A 21,851-nucleotide genomic window follows, 5' to 3' on the forward strand; every position below is an offset into this window, starting at 1 on the left:
GACTCACTCGGCCTGGAGGCCATTCAAGTGACCCGTACTCCCAAGATCGTGCTGCTGACCCTGGCCGTTTCGGCCGCGCTGGTCGGCTGCGGCAAGAACGAAACCCCGGCAAAGGATGCCACCGCCTCCACGCCGGCCGCGGCCGACGCCGCCACTACCTACAAGCTCGACGAGAGCAAGCTGCCGGCCTACAACGCCTTCCAGGCCAGCGACCTGGACAGCAATCTGGACGCCTGCACCGCCTTCGGCGACTACGTCAACGGCAAGTGGCTGGCGGCCAACGAGATTCCGGGCGACCGCACCAGCTGGGGCGCCTTCACCATCCTCGACGAGCGCTCGGTGGCCGTGCAGCACCAGCTGGCCGAGCAGGTCGCGCAGGTCAAGAACCCGGCCGGCATCGAGAAGATCGTCGGCGATCTGTGGGCCACCGGCATGGACGAAGCCAAGGTCAACGCGCAGGGCATCGAACCGCTGAAGGCCGACCTGGCCGCGATCGATGGCCTGCAGGACAAGGCTGCCATCGCCAACTACCTGCGCACCAGCGCCGCCAAGGGCGAGAACGTGCTGTTCGGCTTCGGCGCCGAAGCCGACTTCAAGAACTCGGCCGTGAACATGGCCTACGCCAGCCAGGGCGGCCTGGGCCTGCCGGACAAGACCTTCTATACCGATGCGTCCAAGGCAGACAAGCTGAAGGCCTACCAGGCCCACGTGGCCAAGGTGCTGGAGCTGTCCGGCGTCGCCGCTGCCGATGCCGCCAAGCAGGCTGAAGAAGTCGTCAAGTTCGAGACGCGCTTGGCCAAGGCATCCAAGTCCAGCGTCGAGCTGTCGCGCGATGTCTCGCTGTACTACCACCCGGTCAGCCTGGCCGAGGCCGATGCGCTGACCCCGAACTTCAGCTGGACCGAGTTCTTCAAGTCGCAGAATGTCGCCGCGCCGGAGAAGTTCTCGCTGGCCATTCCGGCCTTCCATCAGGAAGTGAGCAAGGCGCTGGGCGACACCGATCCGTCGGTGTGGCGCGCCTACCTGCGCTTCCACACCGTGGACGGCGCCTCGCCGTACCTGGCTGATGCCTTCGTGCAGGAGAACTACGAGTTCTACGGCAAGACCCTCAATGGCCAGAAGGAACAGAAGCCGCGCTGGAAGCGCGTACTGGGCACCATCGAGAGCGACGCCGGCGAAGCCTTCGGCCAGCTGTACGTGAAGGTCGCCTTCTCGCCGGAAGCCAAGGCGAAGATGGAAGAGCTGGTGAAGAACCTGGCCGCCTCGCTGAAGGAACGCATCCAGGGCCTGTCCTGGATGAGCGAAGAGACCAAGGCCAAGGCCATCGCGAAGTGGGAAACCTTCACTCCGAAGATCGGTTACCCGGACAAGTGGCGTGACTGGTCGGGCCTGCAGACCAACCGTGACAGCTACCTGGGCAACGTGCGCGCGGCCACCGCGTTCAACTACCAGTACAACCTGGCCAAGATCGGCAAGCCGGTGGACAAGACCGAGTGGGGCATGACTCCGCAGACGGTCAACGCCTACTACAACCCGCTGCAGAACGAGATCGTGTTCCCGGCCGCCATCCTGCAGCCGCCGTTCTTCGATGCCAAGGCCGACGACGCGCTGAACTACGGCGGCATCGGTGCAGTCATCGGCCACGAAATGACCCACGGTTACGACGACCAGGGCAGCCGCTTCGGGCCGACCGGCAACTTCGAGAACTGGTGGACCGAAGCCGATTCGAAGAACTTCGCTGGCCTGACCGGCAAGCTGGTCAAGCAGTTCGACCAGTACAAGGTCGACGGCCAGGCGGTGAATGGCCATCTGACCCTGGGCGAGAACATCGCCGACCTGGGTGGCCTGGCCACTGCCTACGACGCGCTGCAGAAGGCGTCGGCCGGCAAGGAAGACGCGAAGATCGATGGCTTCACCCGTGATCAGCGCTTCTTCTTCAACTGGGCCACCGTGTGGCGCACCAAGTACACCCCGGAAAACGCCAAGGTCCGCCTGGCGACCGACCCGCATGCGCCGGCGCAGTTCCGTGCCATCGGTGCGCCGTCGAACCTGCCGACCTTCACCGCGGCCTTCCAGTGCAAGCCGGGTACGCCGATGTCGCGCACCGGCGACTCGCAGGTGGTGATCTGGTAAGCCACGGCTGAGGCCACGGTTTGCCTGCAGAGGCCCGGGATTTCCCGGGCCTTTGTGTTTCCGCGCGGTGGAGATCATCTGCGTCGCTGCAGACGTCACAACGCATGCATCTCCCACCCTGCCCGGCTTGCTATAGTTCGCCCGCCCTCAATCCATCACGGATTCGTTCTACATGCCCAACTTCCGTCCGCTTGCCATCGCCCTGGGCATCAGCCTGGCGACCCTGGTTCCGACCCACGATGCGTTCGCCGCCAAGAAGAAGGCCGCACGCGCTCCGGCCGTCAGTGCGCAGTGCAGCGATTTCTACGATGCCACCAACGCGGGCTGGCTGAAGGCCAACCCGGTGCCGCAGACCGGTGCCGCCACCGCGTTGGGCCAGCTGGTCGACCGCAGCCGGCAGCAGCAGCGTGAACTGCTGGACGCCTCGATGAAGGCGCCGCAGGGCAACGTGCAGAAGCTGCTGGGCGACTTCTGGGCCAGCGGCCTGGACGAAGCGGCCGTGGAGGCCGATGGTTCCAACCCGATCGCGCCGCTGCTGACCCGCATCAACGCCATCAAGAAGGCCAAGGACATTCCGGCCTCGATCGCCGCGCTGCACCAGGTCGGCATCCCGGTGGCCTTCAACTTCGGTCCGGACGTGGACCTGAAGGCACTGGACCGCCACATCGGCTACTTCATGCAGGGCGGCATGGGCCTGCCTGATCCGGCCTTCTATACCCGCACCGACGCCGACACCGTCGCGCTGATGGGCCGCTACCGCAACTACGTCAAGCAGATCCTGGCACTGACCGGCACCCCGGCGGCCAAGCTGGACGCCGAGTCGCAGGCGGTGATCGCGCTGGAAACCGAACTGGCCCGCAACGCGCAGTCGCTGGCGGGCATCAACAATCCGTTCAACAACTACGCGCCGATCTCCACCAAGGATCTCAACAGCCGCTACCGCAACCTGCAGCTGGATGCGTTCCTGAAGGCGCAGGGCGTCAACGACGACCTGGTCTCGCTGGCCGACCCGGCGCTGTTCAAGCAGCTCGACGGCATGGTCACCAAGCTCAAGCCGGACCAGTGGAAGGCCTACCTGCGCTGGCGCGTGGGCGACTCGATGGCGCCGTACCTGTCCAAGGCGTACCGCGATGCGGAATTCGAGTTCCGTGGCCGCGTGCTGCGTGGTGAGACCCTGCCGCCGCAGCGCTGGGAAAGCGTGCTGGACGCAATCAACGTGGCCGCTGGCCCGATGGTCGGCCGCGAATACGCCGCGCGTTACCTGTCCGCCGAAGACCGTCGCCAGGCGGCATGGATCGTCGACAAGGTGCGCGAAGTGCAGATCGAGGCGGTCAAAAACAACAGCTGGATGAGCGCCGAGGCCAAGACCGAAGCGCAGGCCAAGCTGGCCGCGCTGAAGATCGAGATCGGCACCCCGCTGCGTGACCTGGACTACAGCGTGCAGCCGATGGGCCGTGGTTCGTTCGGCGGCAACATGCTGATCGCATCCACCTGGCGCCACCGCGAGGAAATGAAGCGCATCGGCAAGGGCAACGCCGACCGTCGCTGGGACGTGCTGCCGCAGCAGCCGTCGCTGGCCTATGACCTGGCGCAGAACCGGCTGATCGTCACCGCTGCGATCCTGCAGGGTCCGGTGTTCAATGCCAAGGCTGACGCCGCAGACAAGTTCGGCAGCTTCGGCGGCCTGGTCGGCCACGAGCTGACCCGCGCGATCGACGCCAAGGGTGCGCTGGTCGATGCCAAGGGCGAACTGCGCAGCTGGTGGACCCCGGCCGACAAGACCGCCTGGACCCTGCTCGGCAGCCGTGTCGCCACGCAGTACGGCGGCTACGAGTTCCCCGGCGTGAAGGGGGCCAAGGTCAACGGCACGTTGACCCAGGAAGAGAACCTCGCCGACATCGCTGGCCTGGAACTGGCCTGGGCCGCCTACACCGCGCAGGAGCCGAAGGCCAAGCCGGCACAGCAGCAGGGCTTCTTCCGCGCCTGGGCCGCGCTGTGGCCGCAGCAGCTGTCGCCGAACGAAGCCGCACGCCGCCTGACCGCCGACATCCGTGCACCGGGCCGCTGGCGCACCAACGGCCCGCTGTCGAACCTGCCGGCGTTCGGCGCCAGCTTCAGCTGCAAGCCGGGCCAGCCGATGCAGCGTACCGACGCCGAGCAGATCAAGATCTGGCGCTGAGGTTGATGCGATAGCGGTAACGGAAAGGGCGCCTTCGGGCGCCCTTTCCTGTTGAGTGCGCATTGGAAAAAGGCCCTGAAGGATCAGGGCCAAGCCAACCCATGCGGAGAGTGAGCCGCTATGCGCGCAGGTCAGAAATCGTACGAGGCGGTCAGGCGAACCGTACGCGGCGGCGTGAAGTGGGTTCCCATACCGTAGAGATTGGAAACCGTATCCGGACCTGTCTGGTACGTCGCCGTCGACTGCAGCTGACGGCGCTGGTTGAGTACGTTGAAGACGTTCAACCCCAGGCCAAGGCGGTTGTCGGCAAACGCTGGCCGGTACATCACCCCCATGTCCAGCAGCGCCGTCCACGGCTGTCGGCCTGCATCGCCGGGTCGTGACGGTTCGCCGTTGCAGTAGTGGTATGCCGAGCCATAGCCATGGGCCGGATCGCTCTGGTCGCTTCCGTAGTAGCCCAGGCAGTTCTTGGGCATGCCGGACATCAAGCGCACGGTCGCCGAGGCGGTCCACTCGTCATTGATCTGATACGCACCGAATGCCTTCAACTGGTGCCGACGATCATTGGCAAGGTAGCCACCGGCATAATCCATCAGCGATACCGCATCCCAATCCTGGGTTTTGGAAACGTCATCCTGACCGATATCGGACCTCACCTGGCCTTCGGTGTTGCCGAAGCTGCGCGACCAGGTGTAGTCCAGGCGTGCGTACCAGTGTTCGGACATCGGGTGTTCGATGAACAGATCGACCGCGACGTATTCGCGCTTGGCCTTCTTGCCGTCGTAGCCCCAATCGGACGCACTCATGCTGATCGGCGTATAGCCGGACCCATCACGATGGCGCACTTGGAATGTATTGGTCTGCCCCGGATTGAAGATTACGCAGCCGGGAAGCTCGTACGCATCGGCATCCAGGCCCATGCCAGCGAGCCGGTCGGCGAAGCGCCCGGAATCACAGGTATCGTCGATGGCCGACTGCAGCCGGCGGAAGGTCAGTTTTGCGCCACTGTTCCACGTAGTGCCCAAGGTTTTTTCGAAGCCCAGGATCAGCTCATCCTGGTACTGGGAACGCAGGTCTGTGGGCGCCACAGAACGCGGATCCGGGGCTTGGCCATACTCGTTGTTGGTCGATACCGGACCATCGCCCAAAGGCGTCAGGCCCGTGGGATTGCCGTCGGCGTCAATGCCGGTATAGGTGAAGTACTCACGGGTGTAGGTCGATGCAGACGCGCCACGGATGGCTACGCTGTTGGGCAATGCCAGGTAGTAGCGGCCAAGGTTGGCGAAGACCTTCAACGACGCGTCACCGAACACATCCCAACTGGCGCCCAACCGCGGCGCCCACTGGTCGCCGCTTTCCACATACGCGCGTCCATCGCTGTTGTAGTTGGTGAAACGATCATTGCGCAGGCCCAGCGTCAGCAACCACTCGGGCGTCAGCTGCCAGCGGTCTTCCAGGTAGTAGGCCTTCTGCTTTACCGACATGCTGGTTGTAGTGGAGAAGATGTATTTCTGCACGAAATAGCCATTGTCGCCCGGCGGTGCGATGCCGAAGCCAGGGTTGGGCGACGCCCCCGGATTGCCGCGGGAGTAGATCCAGGCATGACCCGGCCCGGTCATGGACTGCCCTTCGTTGTGCGCCCGGTAGCTCATATTGTCGACGCCGGCGGTCAGTTCGTGGTTGCCGAGGTGGTACTGGAGGTCCATGCGTAGCCCCTGCGTCTTGCTGCCCGCATCGGAAGCCTTGGTGTACAGGCCAGCCTGGTCATTGCGGACCGGCGTTCCACCAGTGAGGGATGGATCCTGGTTCCCGGCACCACTGATGTAGGGGTTACCCGAATCCAATGGATTGAATTCCAGGTTGCCGACGCGCGTGCGCCCCCACACTGCGCTGAAGGTCAGGTCGTCGTTGAGGTACCCGGTGTACTTGAAGATGTCGACGTCTGTCGTGGCCTTGGTCGTATTGGGGAACGTGCCTGTGCGATCCCCCTCGGTCAGGGTGTCGTAGTCGAACCCGGTGTAGTAGCCACCGGTGCGATCGGTATCCTGGAAACGGGTGTACTCCAGGATGTTGCTGTCATTGATGTTCCAGTCGATCTTGCCGTAGAACTTCGGTGTATCCACGCGATAGTGGTTGCGGGCCTGCTGCGCAGATGCCTCGCTGCCGGTCGAAACACCTTCGCGCCGATTGGACTCGGCTGCCAGGTGGATGAACAGGCGATCCTCGATCAACGGTCCGCTGACATAGCCGCTGTAGCTGGTGGTGGTCGCCTTGTCTCCCCGTCGGTAACGGTACAACGTGCCGGGCTTGGACCCGTTCTCGTAGGCATACCCATCCGGCAGGGCCAGGTCAGGGTAGTTGACCGATGCCGGCGACTCGGCAAACTCCGCCGGTGTCCACGTCACCTGCGCCCCGAACCGCCACCGGTTGGTGCCGCGCTTTCCCAACTGGTTGATGACACCGCCGGTGGAGCGGCCATAGCCGGCGCCGTACCCGCCGGTGAAGGTCTCCTGCTGATCGATGGAACCATAGGGCAGGCTGATGCCGCCGAGGTTGCTCAACGGATTGGTGACGTTGAAGCCGTTGAGGTAGTAGGCGTTCTCGGTGACGCTTGCGCCGCCGAACGACAGCACGGATCGCGAACCGTTGGAGAATTCGCCGCTGCCGGCGACCACCCCCGGGGCCAACAGAGCGATGGACTCGGCACTTCGGCCCAACGGCAGCACATCCAGTTGTTCAGAGGTGATGACCGACTTGGAGACCGTGTGGGTCACATCGATCTTCGGCTGGTTGATTGCGGTGACGTTGACCGCGTCCAGCGTCGTGGCCGGGCCATGTGCGGCGAAGCTCACTTCGGTACCACTACCCACGCGCAGCTGGACGTTGTCCTGCTGCTGGATGACGCGGCCGTCGCGCTGCACGCTGACGCTGTAGCGGCCCACCGGCAACGCGCCGAAGCTGTAGCGCCCCTGTGCATCAATGGGCGCCGTTCGCCGCAGACCGCTATCGCTCTGGGCGATAACGGTAGCGCCTTCGCCACCGGCTGCTGTGCCGTACAACGTGCCCGTCGTGCTTTGTGCAGCAACGGCACCAACGATGGAAAACAACACTGCCGAAAGCGCGCTGCGCTTCAACACACGACGTGTGGATGCAAATGCCATGAAGCTCTCTCCCGTGATGAAACTGACGGGGATTTATAGGCACGGGTGTGCCCTGTGAGGCAGTACTGCAACGCGCGATGAATCAGGGAAGAAACGTCAGTGAGCGGGAGTCGACAGCGCTCTCGAATCGACCCATATAACTGAAAACATGGGAGTTTCAGCAAACCAACGAGACAATGGCAACAACCTCCGCAGCAGAACAACAGAGGTCACATGCGTCACACGAACGCGGTCGATACGTTGCGTTAAGCGCTCGAAACGACAGCCCCACGTTCCGGTTCCGACACCTGTTGTGTATTCCAGCGACACGACGATATCCATCACACCGCCGTCAGCGTCCCCCGGTAATGCACGATCCGCCCCACCACTGGCGCGCCAATTTCCACGTCAAACACGAATCGCCCGTCCACTTCACTCTCGAAACTGTTCTCCCCCGGCAGCAGCCATTGCGGCAACGGCATGCCCAACAGCGACCAGCGTCGTGGCACCAGTTGCAGCCGCCCGTTGTCGACCAGCAGCGCCAACGCTACCGAGATCACGCCGAAGCGCTCGACCAGCAGCGCTTCGTTGCGCCCCTGCCCCTGCGTCTGCAACGAAGAGAAACGACGGCCGGCAAAGGTCCGCGTCCAACGCTCACCACCCGCCTCCGGGGTGAATTCCACAGTGACCGGCACACTCTCGCCCGCCGCGGGAAAGCCGAACACCTTCCCCAGCAACTGCGACAGCAGTCCACGACCACGTTCGACCGATGCAGTGCCGCTCCAGCGCTTGGCTGCAGACGGTGCGTGCAACGCCTGTACGCTGGCCGGCAGTTGCGCGTATGCGCTGCCAAGCAGGCGCTGGTACAGGCTGGCACCCGGCATGTCCCTGCGGAAACCGGTATGGATCGTGCGCCCTTCGAACAGGCGGTCGTAGTCGCTCAACTCCAATGCATGCGTGGCCGCACGCGCACCCGGCGCCGGCCGATCACCGGCCAGCTGCTTGCGGATCACCGCCTCGATCGCCATCGACGGAATGTACGGACCGTCATCGGCCTCGGCCAGCAGGTGCCAGCTCTGTTCGACGCGCGCACCGTCGCGGGTGCCCACCGCGCGTACGATCATGCCACCGCGATGTTCGCCGAACTTCATCAGGTTCAACACGGTGTAGAACAACCGCGAGCACGGCTCCAGCGACGGCAGTTTCAGGTGCAGCCGCGCCTTGGCCAGCAGGTTCAACACGCGATGCAGGATTTCCGGCACCGGGCCAGCTCCCATCCAGATGTCGGTCATGGTCGGATGTTCGGGTGGCAGCACCTGCAGATCGGGCACATCCACCAGCGAGAAATGCAGGTTGCGCAGCGGCAGCCGCCCCGGCACCGCGACGGTGAAGCGCCGACTCTCGGCCAGGCCGATGCCGTGCCCGTCGCGACCGTTGCGGCGCAGCTTCACCGGCGAACCGGCATAGCCGACAACCGCACGCATCACATTCAGACCAATGCCGGCATAGGGTGATGGCGCGATGCCACCTTCCACGCTGACGATGTCCATGTGCGAGGCCATCTCGCGCAGCACCGCCGCAGTCAATACCGGGAAGCTGCTGACGCCGGACAGCACGTAGATGCCGGCGGCCCTGGCCTGCGCGTCGTACTGCGAAACACCGAATACGAAGTCCGCCGCGTCGGCGAAGTCCAGATAGTCGATGCCGGCGGCGATGCAGGCTTCGATCGCCGCGTAGCGATGTTCGCCGTAGTCCTGGAAAGGACCGGAGGCATCCACCACCAGGTCTGGTCGCTCGGCCTGCAAAGCCGTAGCCAGCTGTTGCCGGTCGACCTGCAGGGGGCGCAGTGTCGATTGCCCCATGTAGCTTGCGCAGAAGGCCTGTGCCGCCGCCAGGTTGCGGCCACCGATCAGCAGTTCCAGCATCGTCTGGTCCGCCAGCAAGCGGACCAGACGTCCCCCGAACACCCCATATCCACCCAGAATCAGGATCTTCACGCATCGTCCCTGTCGTGTCGTCCAGCCATGGTAGCGCGACGCCGCCAGCTCCCGCAGTGCAGCACGATCCGGCATTAACACGACCCATGCTATCGCTGCGCCTTCGTCCACTGCGGAGCCCCGCCATGGCTCACAAGAACACGATCTGCGTCTGGTACGACAGCGGTGCGCTCGAGGCCGCCTCGTTCTACGCAAAGACCTTTCCCGACAGCGAAGTAACCGACGTGCATCACGCACCCGGCGACTTCCCCGACGGCAAGCAGGGTGACGTCCTCACCGTCGAGTTCACGGTCTGCGGCATTCCCTGTGTCGGCCTCAATGGCGGCCCGACCTTCAAGCACAGCGAAGCGTTCTCGTTCCAGATTTCCACCGAGGACCAGGCCGAGACCGATCGCCTGTGGAATGCCATCGTTGGCAATGGTGGCCAGGAGAGCCAATGCGGCTGGTGCAAGGATCGCTGGGGCATCTCCTGGCAGATCAGTCCACGCATGCTGATCGAAGCGGTGACCAGCAAGGACAAGGCCCTGGCCAAGCGCGCCTTCAACGCGATGATGCCGATGAAGAAGATCGACATCGCGACCATCGAAGCAGCGATCCGCAACGCATGACGACGTGGGACACGATCATCGTTGGCGGCGGCCACAACGGGCTGGTGTGTGCGGCGTACCTGGCGCGCGCGGGGCAACGGGTGCTGGTGCTGGAGCGCCGCGGGGTACTCGGCGGTGCGGCGGTCACCGAGGAGTTCCATCCCGGCTTCCGCAACTCGGTGGCCTCGTACACGGTGTCGCTGCTGCAGCCGAAGGTGATCGAGGAGCTGCAGCTGCATGCCCACGGGCTGCGCATCGTCGCGCGGCCGGCCAACAACTTCCTGCCGTTGCCCGATGGGCGCTACCTGCTGTCTGCACCGGGCCGCACCCAGGCGGAAGTGGCGAAATTTTCCGAGCGCGATGCGCAGGCGCTGCCCTCCTATGAAGCGCGCCTGGAAGTATTTGCCGACGTGCTGCGCGACTGGGCGCTGCGTCCACCGCCCGACCTCGGGGTGACAGCTGGCTGGCGCGCGCTGCCCGCGCTGTGGCAGATGGGCCGGCTGGGGCGCGAGCTGGCCGCACTTGATCCTGCATTGCGGCAGGAACTGCTGGATCTGTTCACGCTGTCGGCCGCCGAATACCTGGACCGTTGGTTCGAGAGCGAGCCGATCAAGGCCCTGTTCGGTTTCGATGGCATTGTTGGCAACTACGCCAGCCCCTACACGCCCGGCAGCGCCTACGTGCTGCTGCATCACGTATTCGGCCAGTGCAACGGGGTCAAGGGCGCCTGGGGCCACGCCATCGGTGGCATGGGTGCGATCAGCCAGGCCATCGCCGCATCCGCACGCGCGGCCGGTGCAGAGCTGCGCGTCGATGCCGGCGTGCAGCGCCTGATGGTTGAAGACGGACGCGTGGTCGGCGTCGCGTTGTCCGGCGGTGAGAGCCTGCGCGCACGTGCGGTGGTGGCCAACGTCAATCCGAAGCTGCTGTACGAACAGCTGCTGCAGCCTGCGCAGGTTCCCGCCACCACCCGCGAACGCATGGCGAACTGGCGCTGCGGCTCGGGCACGTTCCGGATGAACGTGGCGCTGTCGCGGCTGCCGGATTTCCGCGCCCGGCCCGGCCCCGGCGACCACCTCAGTGCCGGCATCATCATGGCGCCCAGCCTGGATTACATGGACCGTGCCTGGCTGGATGCGCGCCGCGATGGCTGGTCGCGCGAGCCGATCGTGGAGATGCTGATTCCGAGCACGCTGGACGACTCACTGGCGCCACCCGGCCAGCATGTGGCCAGCCTGTTCTGCCAGCACGTGGCGCCGGAGCTGCCCGATGGCCGTCACTGGGATGACCACCGGGATACCGTCGCCGACCTGATGATCGCTACCGTCGATCACTACGCCCCCGGCTTCGCCGACAGCGTGCTCGGTCGGCAGGCGCTTTCACCGTTGGATCTGGAACGGACGTTCGGGCTGATCGGCGGCGACATCTTCCACGGCGCGCTCAGTGCCAACCAGCTGTTTTCGGCACGGCCGATGGTCGGCCAGGCCGGCTATCGCGGCGCCCTGCCCGGCCTGTACCTCTGCGGTGCGGGTACGCATCCGGGTGGCGGGGTGACCGGTGCGCCCGGGCACAATGCGGCGCAGGTAGTGCTGCAGGACCAGTAGATCCACGCCATGCGTGGACGTGGGTGTAACCCGCTGCCTGCATGACCTGCTGTTGGCAGCCAACCTTGGTTGGCACAACGTGGCAGAGGTGATTGCCAACCAAGGTTGGCACCTACCCGCGTGAAACGAGGCGCTTAGCGCCTCACTTCACGCTGCGCAGATGGTTCGGGCGCTTCGGCGGGCCGGGGGTACGACGCTTGTTGAACGGCGGTTGGCCGCGCCAGTAGCGGATCAGCAGCCAGCCGAACAGCATGCCGCCCAGGTGCGCGAAATGGGCCACGCCCGGCTGCCAGCCGGTCATGCCCAGCACCAGCTCGCCCACGCCGAACAGGATCACGAACGTACGCGCCTTCATTGGAATCGGCGGGAACAGCAGCATCACCCGCTGGTTGGGGAACAGCATGCCGTAGGCCAGCAGCAGACCGAACACACCACCGGAAGCGCCCAGCACCGTGGCCGGATTCTCCAGCATCGTGCCGACCAGCAACTGGCACAGGCCGGCACCGACAACGCACACCAGGTAGTAGATCAGGAAGCGCTTCTCGCCCCAGGTCTGCTCCAGCGGTGCGCCGAACATGAAGACGGCCAGCATGTTGAAGAACAGATGGAAGAAGCTGCCATGCAGGAAGCCATAGGTCAGCAGCTGCCACGGCTGGAAGTTGCCACCCGGCGAGAACGCATCGAAGCCTTGCTGCAGCGGCTGCAGCATGAACGGTTCGAAGGTCTGCATGCCGAGCAGGAACGGCTGCTGCAGCAGGAACAGGATCGCGTTGGCGATCAACAGGGCCTTGGTAACGGTTGGCAGTCGCGGGAACATGGGGACACCGGCATGGAACGGCCTCCATCATAGCCGCAGCACCGGCCCATTTTGACCAGAGCGTACGGTCGCCCGTTCAGTCGCAGGCAGCGATCAGCCCGGCCCCCATACGGCCGCATCCAGCGCCGCCGCCGAGTCGACCGCGGGCATCCGCACCCGGCCGTTTTCCACGACGACACCCTCCGCACGCAGCCGCTGCGATTGTTCGCGCCAACCGGCCGAACCTTCGGCCATGGCAATGCGCCCATCCGAGCGCAGCACCCGGTGCCAGGGCAGCGAGGGATCGTCATTCTGGCCGAGGATGCGCGCGGTCAGCCGGGCACGTCCGGGGAGGCCCGCGTGCATCGCGACCTGGCCGTAGCCCATCACCTGTCCCGGGGGAATGGCATGGATCACCGCCAGGATGCGCGCACGCGCCTGCTCCGGCGTCAGCGCCGCAGCCGCGTCACCAGCAGTACGCCGAGCAGGACCAGCACGGTGCCGGCGATCTGCGCCGGCCCCATCGGTTCGTCGAGCAGCCATAGGCTCATCACGATGGTGGAAACCGGTCCCAGCATACCCACCTGCGCGGCCAGCGACGAGCCGACGCGCTGCACTGCCAGCATGATCGCCAGCACCGGCAGCACGGTGCAGACCGTCGCATTGATCAGCGACAGCCACTGCACCGCAGCGGGGGCCTGCCACAGCAACGGCAGTGGATGGGTGATGGTGAAATGCAGCAGCACCAGCACACTGGCCACGCAGCTGGCGTAGGCGGTCAGACGCACGGCGCCGATACGGGCGACCACCTGGCCGCTGCCGAACAGATAGAGCGCGTAGCTGAGCGCACTGCCCAGCACCAGCAGGCTGCCGAGAATGATCTGCCCACCTTCGCGCTGCAGGTCATGACCGAACGCGATCAGCACGCCGAGATAGCTGAGCACCAGCGCACCGATCTGCCAGCGACCCGGCCGCTGCCGGGCCAGCAGCACGTTGATCAGCAGCACCAGGGTCGGGTTCAAGTACAGGATCAACCGTTCCAGCGTCACGCTGATGTACTGCAGGCCCTGGAAATCCAGCAGGCTGGACAGGTAGTAACCAGTGAAGCCGAGCCACAGCACGCGTGCGCGGTCAGCCCAGGACAATCGCTCCGCACGGCGCGACGCCCACACCGCCATCAGCGCGAACAGGGGCAGCGCCATCAGCATGCGCAGCGCCAGCAGCGTGGTGGCATCCACGCCATGGCGCAGCCCCAGCTTGACGATGATGGCCTTGCCCGAAGCGGCAATGGCGCCGATCGCAGCCAGGCCGATGCCGCCCAGAGCGATACGCGGGGATTGGGTGGCGATGCGAGAAGCGGGGCTGGACATCAGGACGACGGCGGGCCGCGCGGGGCGGCCCGGAAAGGCGTGGGGGCCATCATTGTCGCATGGAGGCGCCTGCTGACCTGTAGAGCCGAGCCCGCACTCGGCTGCACTCTGTCTGCGCGGAACGCAGCCGAGCGTGGGCTCGGCTCTACCACCGCCCGGCTCAGCGCATCAACACCACTTCTTCAGCAGACGTCGGGTGAATCGCCACCGTGTCGTCGAACTGGGCCTTGGTCGCACCCATCTTCACCGCCACCGCGAAACCCTGCAGGATCTCATCGGCCGCTTCGCCCAGCAGATGTACACCCACCACACGCTCTTCCGGCCCGGCACAGACCATCTTGAACAGGCTGCGCTGGGTGCCGTTGGCCAGTGCCTGCAGCATCGGCCGGAACCGGCTGTGGTACACCGTCACCTGCTCGAAGCGCGCACGTGCGTCTTCCTCGCTCATGCCCACTGCACCCAGCGGCGGGTGCGAGAACACCACGCTGGCCACGTTGTCGTAGTCCATCTTCGCCTCCGGGCGACCGCCGAACAGACGATCCATCAGACGTCGCGATGCAGCCACGGCAACCGGCGTCAGGCCGACCTTGCCAGCGATGTCACCAACCGCATGCACGCTCGGCACCGCCGTGGTCTGCCACTCGTCCACCTCCACCTGCTGGTGTTCGCCGATGCCGATACCCAGCGCCTCCAGGCCCAGATCCCTGCTGTTGCCGCGCCGGCCGGTCGCGAAGAACACGGCGTCGAACACGCTATCGATCGGGCCGTCATGGCCGAAAGCGCGCACGCGCTCGCCGTCGCGCTTCAACTCACGCAGGCGGTAATCGAAGTGGATGCGGACACCCTGCTGGCGCAGGTTCTCGGCCAGCTGCGCGGTCAGCTCGTAGTCGAAGCGCTCCAGCAGGCGACTGCCACGCACCAGCAGGCTCACCTTGCTGCCCAGCGCCTGCAACAACCCTGCCAGTTCCACCGCGATATAGCCGCCGCCGATGATGGCGACCTCGGCAGGTGCCGCACGCAGGTCGAAGAAATCGTCGGACACCAGGCCCAGTTCGGCGCCGGGAATGTCGGGCCGCTGCGGATGGGCGCCGGTAGCGATGAGGATCTGTGCAGCGCTGTACTGCACGCCATCACTGCACGCCACGGTGTGCGCATCCAGCAGATGGCCACGGGCCGGAATACGCACCACGCCGGTTTCATCCAGGCGCTTGTGATAACTGGTGTGGATGTTGCTGATGTAGGCCTGGCGATGGATCACCAGTTCCTTCCACGACAGCGCCGGACGCGCCTCCACGTCGAAGCCCATCGCGCTGGCCAGGCTTATGCGCTCGGCCAGATCGGCCGCCAGCCACATCGCCTTCTTCGGCACGCAACCTACATTCACGCAGGTGCCGCCCAGTTCACCCGGCTCCAGCAGGGCAACACGCTTGCCATGCTGCGCAGCGCGGATGGCGCCGGCGAGGCCAGCGGAACCGCCGCCAAGGACGATCAGATCGTAGTCATAAGAGGGAGTGTTCATCGGAATCGCTCAGGTCGACAGGGAACAGGATCGATAGCGCGCGCCCGCAGAAAAGATCGACGCGCAGCTGACTGGCGTGGGCGCTCATACTGCTGCGAGCATGCCATGGCCCGCTGCAGGCCAGACGTGAGGGTATGCAGCGACACGCGTGGCGATGCACGCAGCCACGCAGGAAGAGATGTGCGTGGCCTGCATCGATCACCCCTGCCCGGCCCTACCGCGCATTGCCGGCCACTGCTGGTACGTCATCGCACGCCACAGCCATTCCATCGGACCGAAGCGGAAACGGCGCAGCCACAGATGGCTGAGGATCACCTGCGCAGCGAACAGCAGCAAGGCGAACAACAGCTGCCAGGCACGCGGCACTGCATCGAACCACCCCAGCCCGTAGTGATAGAACAGCAACGTGCAGACCACCGACTGACCAAGATAGTGGGTCAGCGCCATCCGGCCGACCGGCGCCAGCCAGCCCATGCGCCCACGCCAGTGCACGATCCAGGCCAGGTAGCCCAGGCACATCGGCACGCCGCCCACGGCCACCAGTGCCATGGCCGTGGTGGTCGGCAGGTCGTAGACACCCGGCGCCAGATAGGGCTTCCACAGCACACCGGCCAGGGTGACCAGCAGGCCCACAGGCAGCGCGCCCCAGCGCAGGCCGACATACAACCGGGGGAAACGCTCCGGCGCGGCCAATGCGCCGCTGCCGGCAAACCAGGCACCCAGCAGGAACATGCCGAGCACTTCGGGTCCGGAAATGAACATGCCCCCCAATGACGCGCCGAACTCGTGCAGGCGCTGCACGTTGGCCTGCATCCAGTCGCCCTGGCCGTACACCAGGCGTTGCTGGTCAATGCCTTGCTGCGCGTCGACCAGCATCTTCTGCAGGTCCTGCGGGGTGGCCATCGACACCATCGCGCCGACCAGCAGCATCAGCGCGACACCCAGTGCATACACCAGCAGCCCCATCCACGGCAGCCAGCTGCGCGGTGCTTCGCGGCAGGCCAGCAACGGCAGCGACGCCAGGGCATACAGCACCAGGATGTCGCCCGACCAGACCAGCAGTGCGTGGCACAGGCCGATCAGCAGCAGCCCGGCGCTGCGGCGCAGGTAGAACGGCGTGAACTGGCGACCCACTGCTTCGGCGCGCTGGGCCATCACCGCAAAGCCCGCGCCGAACAGCAGCGAGAACAGGGTGAAGAATTTTCCCTGCACGAACACATAGACGAAGGCATCGGCCCAGTAGTCGATGCCCTGCCAATGCGCGTCGATGCCGGTAAAGGCCAGGTCCAGCGGCCCGCTGAGAGCCTCGATGTTCATCAGCAGGATGCCCAGCAGGGCAAACCCACGCAGGATGTCCAGCAGGGCGATGCGTTCGCCGGAAGCCACCGGTTGCAGGGAAGGGGAAGCGGTGTTCACGGGGCATCCGGCGTGCAGGTCCGTCATTATGCCGCCGGCCTGCGGGCCATGGATGATCCCGTCCTGTTCCACATACGCAACGGCCCGCCGAAGCGGGCCGTTGCTGCCATCACGATCGCAGCGCGATCAGTGCTGGTGACCGCCGTCGCCGTGGACGTGGCCGTGTTCGAGCTCTTCCTTGCCGGCTTCGCGCACGTCGACGATCTCGACGTCGAAATGCAGGTCCTTGCCGGCCATCGGATGGTTCAGGTCGACGTCGACCACGCTCATGCCGACCTTCTGCACGGTCACGGCGCGCGGGCCGAAGTTGGTCTGCAGCACGACCTGCTGGCCCGGAACCAGCTTGGCGGTACCGAAGTGCTTCTTCGGCACGCGCTGGGACAGGCCATCACGGCGCTCGCCGTAGGCATCGGCCGCCTTGACGTCGACGTCGAAGGTCGCGCCGGCTTCCTTGTCCATCATGGCGTTTTCCAGGCCCGGGATGATGTTGCCGTGGCCGATCAGGATCGCCAGCGGCTCGCCGCGGTCCTTGGACGATTCGATCGGCGCCTGGCCGGCCTCGGAGACGGTGTAGTGGAAGCGGACAACGCGGTCTTTTTCGATCTTCATGCGCAACTCTGTCTGGATCTGCCGGAGGCAGGCGGGTTGGGGCGGGTTGTCGCCCGGCGGGGACGCCGCCATCATGACGGCCAATCCAAGGTCGCGCATTATCCGGAGAACATGCACATCACGCCAGTTTCGTCCGGCACGCGCCGGCGCCTCGCGCCCGCCCTGCTGCTCGCCCTGCCCCTGCTGCTGACCGCCTGCGGCGGCGGCAAGGCCGTTCGTTCCGCCCCGCCACCGCCTTCGGCAAGCTGGCCCAGCACCACGCCGGACAACCCCGAGGCCGCCAATTCGGTGCTGATGCGTGCCATCAGCCTGGTCGGCACGCCCTACCGCTATGGCGGCAACACGCCCGAATCCGGCTTCGACTGCAGCGGCCTGGTCGCCTACGTCTATCGTGAAATGCTGGACCTGAAGCTGCCGCGGACCTCACGCGACCTGGCGGCGGTACAGGGCCCGAAGATCGATCCGAAGCGCCTGGCGACCGGCGACCTGGTCTTTTTTGGCAGCCGCGGCACTGTCAGTCACGTGGGGATCTACGTCGGCGAAGGTCGATTCGTGCACGCCCCGAGCACCGGCGGAACGGTCCGCCTGGATTCGCTCAGCGGCCCCTATTGGAAGGACCACTACACAGGGGCAAAACGCGTCCTTCGCTAAGATGAACAGGCGATATGTTCAAAAATGTGACAGCCATCACTCCGTAACTAACGATTTACTAACGGAATTTTTAACTTATTACTGCTTTTACAGGGCATGATGCCCCATCGTTTTTTTCCTTGTGACCGACGCGTGACGACAAACGACCCGACGTGCCAAGGCCAGACCGCCGCTTCTTCGCGTAGTGTCCGCCCGCTTCTGCTGGGCTTGGCATTGTGTCTGACCAGCCTTCCGGCCTGGTCGCAGTCCGCTCCCCCCCGTACCGATGCGACCCCGGCTGCCACCGCCGAGACCGCCCCCCGCGCAGCCGCCAAGGCCGACGCCACCGCTCCGCAGCGCAGCCGCGCCGATGCCGCCGCCAGCGCCACCCTGGCCGCCCTGCTGCCGCACCTGGCCGCCAATGACACCATTCCCCTGATGGACCGCTCGGCCATGGTGGCCGGTGACCTCAGCCGCCTGCTCGCCAATTACGACACCAGCAGCGCCGCCAATGGCAGCGTCGTGGTGGGTAACGCTGCCGACAACGGCAAGGTGCAGTCGCTGCTGCGCCGGGCCATGACCCTGCTTGGCACCCCCTACCGTTGGGGTGGCAGCAATCCAGACAGCGGCTTCGACTGCAGCGGCCTGGTCGGTTATGTGTTCCGCTCGGCTCTGGGCATCGAGCTGCCGCGCGTCTCGCGTGAAATGGCGCATGACGCCAATGCCGAACTGATCAACGACCGCGCCGCCCTGGCGGCTGGCGATCTGGTGTTCTTCGGCCGCAAGGGCCGGGTCGACCACGTCGGCATCTATGTGGGCGACGGCCGCTTCCTGCATGCCCCGAGCACCGGCAAGGACGTCCGCGTCGACACCCTGCTCAGTGGCTACTGGGGCAACAAGTTCATGCAGGCCCGCCGGGTCGATCTCTGATTCGAGGTCGTGTCCGCGTGACCTGACAAGCCGCTGCCCTGCAGCGGCTTTTTTGTTGGCTGACCGAAAGCATGGCCGCTGGTCGACGCATGCTGCGTTGGTCATTGATGTCACGGTCCGGTTGGGCCGCAACCGGCCACCCACGTGCGGCCGCAGCATCCCGGCGTGGGGCGGCACGCCGGGATGGCCCGTCTGCCGCTCGCGTTGCCCGGATGCTGGGGGAAGGCATGGCGGCAAGCCTTGAGATTCCATCGCGCTGCGTGATCTGGTTTGGCCAGCCACCGGCAGCCGAGCGCGGCGCGCTGGCGGCCGCCGGCTGGCAGCTGCGCTGTGTCAGCCCGGCACCTGCCATGGCCATTGGCCTGCGCGGCCGAGACCATCTGGTCGCCGTGGTCGATCTTCGCCATCTGGATGCAGAGGCGGCGCAGTTGCTGCTGCCGTGGATCGAAAAGCACCATCACCTGCCGTGGTTGGCCGTGCTGCCTGCGGGGCTGGGCAGTCCTCCACCGGCCTGGGGCGCGCTGCTGCGCGCCTGCCAGGATCAGTTCTCGCTGCCGATGGAGCTTCCCGATCTGCTGTCGGCGATGCAGCGCCAGTGCGACGGCGACGACGTGCCGCTTGCCGCGAACCACAACGGCGGCGGTCTTCCTGCACTGATCGGCAACAGCGCCCCCCTGCTGGCCGTCCGCGCTGCCCTGCACAAGTTCGCCCCGGTCGAGCTGCCGGTGCTGGTGACGGGCGAGACCGGCACCGGCAAGGAGCTGGCCGCGCAGGCGCTGCATGCGCTGTCCGGGCGTGCGGGAAAACCCTTCCTGGCGGTGAACTGCGGCGCCATTCCCGCCAATCTGGTCCAGTCCGAACTGTTTGGTCACGAGCGTGGCGCTTTCACCGGTGCCTCCCAGCGTCGCATCGGTTTGTTCGAAGCGGCCCACGGCGGCACCGTATTCCTCGATGAGGTTGGCGATCTGCCCGCGGATGCACAGACCAGCCTGCTGCGGGTGCTGCAGGAGGGCACGCTGGAACGGGTTGGCAGCAACCAGCCCCTGCGCGTGGACGTGCGCGTGCTGGCGGCCACCCATGTCGAACTGGAGCAGGCGGTCGCCCACGGCCGCTTCCGGCGCGATCTCTATTACCGCCTCAACGTGCTGCGCCTGCCGATGCCATCGCTGCGCGAACGCGGCGCCGATGTCCTGCTGCTGGCCGAACACTTCCTGCGCGCATTCCGTCAACGTCATGCCGGCCGCGCACGTGGTTTCGATCCTGGCGCGCACCAGGCGATGCGCGGGTTCGACTGGCCGGGCAACGTGCGCGAACTGTTGAACCGGGTACAGCGGGCGGCGATCGTGGCGGAGGGAGAACTGATCAGCGCGGCCGACCTGGACCTGGCCGAACCGGATGCGCCCGCACGGCGTGCGCTGCTGCAGGATGCACGTGGCCAGGTGGAACGCGACGTGCTGCTGCAGGCCCTGCGCCAGCATGGCTACAACGTGTCGGCGTGCGCGCGGCACATGCAGATCTCGCGGGTGACGGTCTATCGTTTGTGCCGCAAACATCATCTTGAGCTGCCGGCGCAGCGCTGACCGCTGGCAGCTTGAAACGGCCGGGCATGGCCCGGCCGCCCTGCTTACAACATGTACGGCACCTTGAAGGCCAGCGTGAAGTCCGGCGCATCCGGGGTCAGGCCGATGCCCAGCATCGTCACCAGCGTGGTGTGCTGGTTCAACGCGTAGGTCACGCCGAGATTGAGCGACGCCGCATTGGCATCGCTGCCAATCACCTTCACCCACTCACCGCCCTTGAACCGGGTCGAGGCGCGCGTGCTGATCTTGTCGCTGAAGGAAATGCTCAGGCTGGTGCGCTCGTTGAACGCGAAGGCCACGCCGGCACCGAAGTACACCGAACCGCCCAGCTTCACGTCACCGGGGTTGACCGTATCCGGGTTGCTGTCGATATCGCTGAAGCCGCGCGGGAACGAATGGATGTAGCCGGCGTTGGCGAACAGGATGGCCGGATCGGCGGTCTTCACCATCGATACGCCCAGGTTGGCCTGCCACACCCCGTTGCCGGTCGGCTGTTCCTGCGGCACCGCGAAGCGGATGTAGTCATCGTCATCGCGCTCGATCACTTTCCAGTCCAGGCCATAGGGTGCGCGGCCGGTGGGAGCGGTAACGCCACCGGTCAGTACCGTCTCCGGGCGCCAGCCGCGTTCGGCGAACAGCCGGTAGTTGGCACTCAGGCTGACATCGCCGATGCCGCTGCCGTTGGTTTCTTCCTGCGCGATCGCCGCCGCAGCACCGCCGGCGCCGCCCTTCTGGTAGACCGTGCGCCGGGCCAGGTATGGCACGTCCAGGTTCAAGGTGAGGTTGGGGCTGACGCCCCAGCGCGCGGCCAGGTTGTAGGTCAGCGAATCGGATTCGACGTTCTCGATCGCGATGTTGCCGAGGAAGATCGCATCCAGGGCGAGGAAGCCGTTGAGCGTGAGCTGCTTGCGGTCGTAGCGCGCATAGGTGAGGCCGTTCTCGATGGTGAACCGGCGCGAGAACAACGCCGCCTGCTGCTGCTTGACGTCGTCCACGCTGCGCCGTGCCTCCTGCTTGGCCTGCTGTGCCTCGGCCGCGCTGCTGGCATAGCCTTCGCTGCTGGGTGGAACCGCAGATGCCGCAGCGGACGCCAACGGTGCAGCGGGGGTCGCAGCAGGACCTGCGCGGCCGCTCAGCCGCGCCTGCATCGCCTGCACCTGCATGTCCAGTTCGCGCAGTCGGCGGACCTCCTGTGCGTAATTGGCCTTGAGCTGTTCCAGTTGCGCGATCAATGCCTGCATGTCGGCGCCGTCACTGGGCGCGGGCTGCTGGGCGAAGGCAGTGACCGCCAGCGCCGCCAGCGCCAGCGGAGTAAGCCGGTAGAGAGTGTGCATGTCGGTGACCTGCGTTGTACGTCGATT

16 protein-coding genes are annotated in these 21,851 nt (G+C 65.7%); 7 read left to right on the plus strand and 9 right to left on the minus strand.

Annotated elements, in window-relative coordinates; all coding sequences use genetic code 11:
- Nucleotides 1-27: 27 nt before the first annotated feature.
- Complete coding sequence (locus MRBLST15_RS09230) at nucleotides 28-2,133, plus strand: M13 family metallopeptidase (RefSeq protein WP_265952416.1); 2,106 nt, start codon at nucleotides 28-30, stop codon at nucleotides 2,131-2,133.
- 172 nt (nucleotides 2,134-2,305) lie between these two features.
- Complete coding sequence (locus MRBLST15_RS09235; protein ID WP_265952417.1) at nucleotides 2,306-4,312, plus strand: M13 family metallopeptidase; 2,007 nt, start codon at nucleotides 2,306-2,308, stop codon at nucleotides 4,310-4,312.
- Nucleotides 4,313-4,443: 131 nt separating this feature from the next.
- Here MRBLST15_RS09235 and MRBLST15_RS09240 read toward each other — a convergent pair whose 3' ends face one another.
- Both MRBLST15_RS09240 and MRBLST15_RS09245 read right to left on the minus strand, forming a co-directional pair.
- The gene (locus MRBLST15_RS09240) at nucleotides 4,444-7,473 is read right to left on the minus strand and encodes a TonB-dependent receptor domain-containing protein (RefSeq protein WP_367785753.1); all 3,030 of its coding nucleotides are present in this window, start codon (nucleotides 7,471-7,473) and stop codon (nucleotides 4,444-4,446) included.
- A gap of 320 nt (nucleotides 7,474-7,793) precedes the next feature.
- Nucleotides 7,794-9,449, minus strand: coding sequence for a DUF4166 domain-containing protein (locus MRBLST15_RS09245; RefSeq protein ID WP_367785754.1), 1,656 nt, complete (start codon nucleotides 9,447-9,449; stop codon nucleotides 7,794-7,796).
- Between the two features lie 125 nt (nucleotides 9,450-9,574).
- Here MRBLST15_RS09245 and MRBLST15_RS09250 point away from each other — a divergent pair, with 125 nt between their 5' ends.
- Nucleotides 9,575-10,057 carry a VOC family protein gene (locus MRBLST15_RS09250; protein WP_265952419.1) on the plus strand — a complete coding sequence of 161 codons (483 nt, stop codon included), beginning with the start codon at nucleotides 9,575-9,577 and terminating at the stop codon, nucleotides 10,055-10,057.
- Nucleotides 10,054-11,640 (plus strand): phytoene desaturase family protein, encoded by a 1,587-nt coding sequence (locus MRBLST15_RS09255; RefSeq protein ID WP_367785755.1) that lies wholly within the window; start codon nucleotides 10,054-10,056, stop codon nucleotides 11,638-11,640. Before MRBLST15_RS09250 ends, MRBLST15_RS09255 begins: the two co-directional genes overlap by 4 nt.
- A 142-nt stretch (nucleotides 11,641-11,782) precedes the next feature.
- Here MRBLST15_RS09255 and MRBLST15_RS09260 read toward each other — a convergent pair whose 3' ends face one another.
- The 6 genes from MRBLST15_RS09260 to MRBLST15_RS09285 all read right to left on the minus strand — a co-directional run bounded on the left by MRBLST15_RS09260 (nucleotide 11,783) and on the right by MRBLST15_RS09285 (nucleotide 17,350).
- A complete protein-coding gene (locus MRBLST15_RS09260; RefSeq protein WP_312705501.1) occupies nucleotides 11,783-12,457 on the minus strand; it encodes a rhomboid family intramembrane serine protease in 675 nt (224 codons plus the stop codon).
- Nucleotides 12,458-12,550: 93 nt separating this feature from the next.
- Nucleotides 12,551-12,979 (minus strand): MGMT family protein, encoded by a 429-nt coding sequence (locus tag MRBLST15_RS09265; protein WP_312705500.1) that lies wholly within the window; start codon nucleotides 12,977-12,979, stop codon nucleotides 12,551-12,553.
- Nucleotides 12,886-13,806, minus strand: a complete 921-nt coding sequence (locus MRBLST15_RS09270; protein ID WP_265952423.1) for a DMT family transporter — start codon at nucleotides 13,804-13,806, stop codon at nucleotides 12,886-12,888. The genes MRBLST15_RS09265 and MRBLST15_RS09270 overlap by 94 nt, the downstream gene beginning before the upstream one ends.
- Before the next feature lie 160 nt (nucleotides 13,807-13,966).
- Nucleotides 13,967-15,325 carry a glutathione-disulfide reductase gene (gene gorA, locus MRBLST15_RS09275; RefSeq protein ID WP_265952424.1) on the minus strand — a complete coding sequence of 453 codons (1,359 nt, stop codon included), beginning with the start codon at nucleotides 15,323-15,325 and terminating at the stop codon, nucleotides 13,967-13,969.
- A gap of 198 nt (nucleotides 15,326-15,523) precedes the next feature.
- Nucleotides 15,524-16,768 carry a DUF418 domain-containing protein gene (locus MRBLST15_RS09280; protein ID WP_367785756.1) on the minus strand — a complete coding sequence of 415 codons (1,245 nt, stop codon included), beginning with the start codon at nucleotides 16,766-16,768 and terminating at the stop codon, nucleotides 15,524-15,526.
- A gap of 99 nt (nucleotides 16,769-16,867) precedes the next feature.
- Complete coding sequence (locus tag MRBLST15_RS09285; RefSeq protein ID WP_230109690.1) at nucleotides 16,868-17,350, minus strand: FKBP-type peptidyl-prolyl cis-trans isomerase; 483 nt, start codon at nucleotides 17,348-17,350, stop codon at nucleotides 16,868-16,870.
- Nucleotides 17,351-17,461: 111 nt separating this feature from the next.
- Here MRBLST15_RS09285 and MRBLST15_RS09290 point away from each other — a divergent pair, with 111 nt between their 5' ends.
- From MRBLST15_RS09290 to MRBLST15_RS09300, 3 genes are all read left to right on the plus strand, one after another.
- Entirely contained in the window at nucleotides 17,462-18,001 is a 540-nt protein-coding gene (locus MRBLST15_RS09290) for a C40 family peptidase (protein WP_265952434.1), read from the plus strand.
- A 132-nt stretch (nucleotides 18,002-18,133) separates the two neighbouring features.
- Entirely contained in the window at nucleotides 18,134-18,910 is a 777-nt protein-coding gene (locus MRBLST15_RS09295; protein ID WP_414716152.1) for a C40 family peptidase, read from the plus strand.
- A 227-nt stretch (nucleotides 18,911-19,137) separates the two neighbouring features.
- The gene (locus MRBLST15_RS09300; protein WP_367785757.1) at nucleotides 19,138-20,490 is read left to right on the plus strand and encodes a sigma-54 interaction domain-containing protein; all 1,353 of its coding nucleotides are present in this window, start codon (nucleotides 19,138-19,140) and stop codon (nucleotides 20,488-20,490) included.
- 44 nt (nucleotides 20,491-20,534) lie between these two features.
- Here the strand turns inward: MRBLST15_RS09300 and MRBLST15_RS09305 are convergent, their stop codons facing one another.
- Nucleotides 20,535-21,824, minus strand: coding sequence for a transporter (locus MRBLST15_RS09305; protein WP_265952427.1), 1,290 nt, complete (start codon nucleotides 21,822-21,824; stop codon nucleotides 20,535-20,537).
- Between the last annotated feature and the right edge of the window lie 27 nt (nucleotides 21,825-21,851).

This window comes from Stenotrophomonas sp. LST15-1-1.1 (genome assembly GCF_040815575.1).
In the GTDB taxonomy this organism is placed as follows: Bacteria; Pseudomonadota; Gammaproteobacteria; order Xanthomonadales; family Xanthomonadaceae; genus Stenotrophomonas; species Stenotrophomonas lactitubi_B.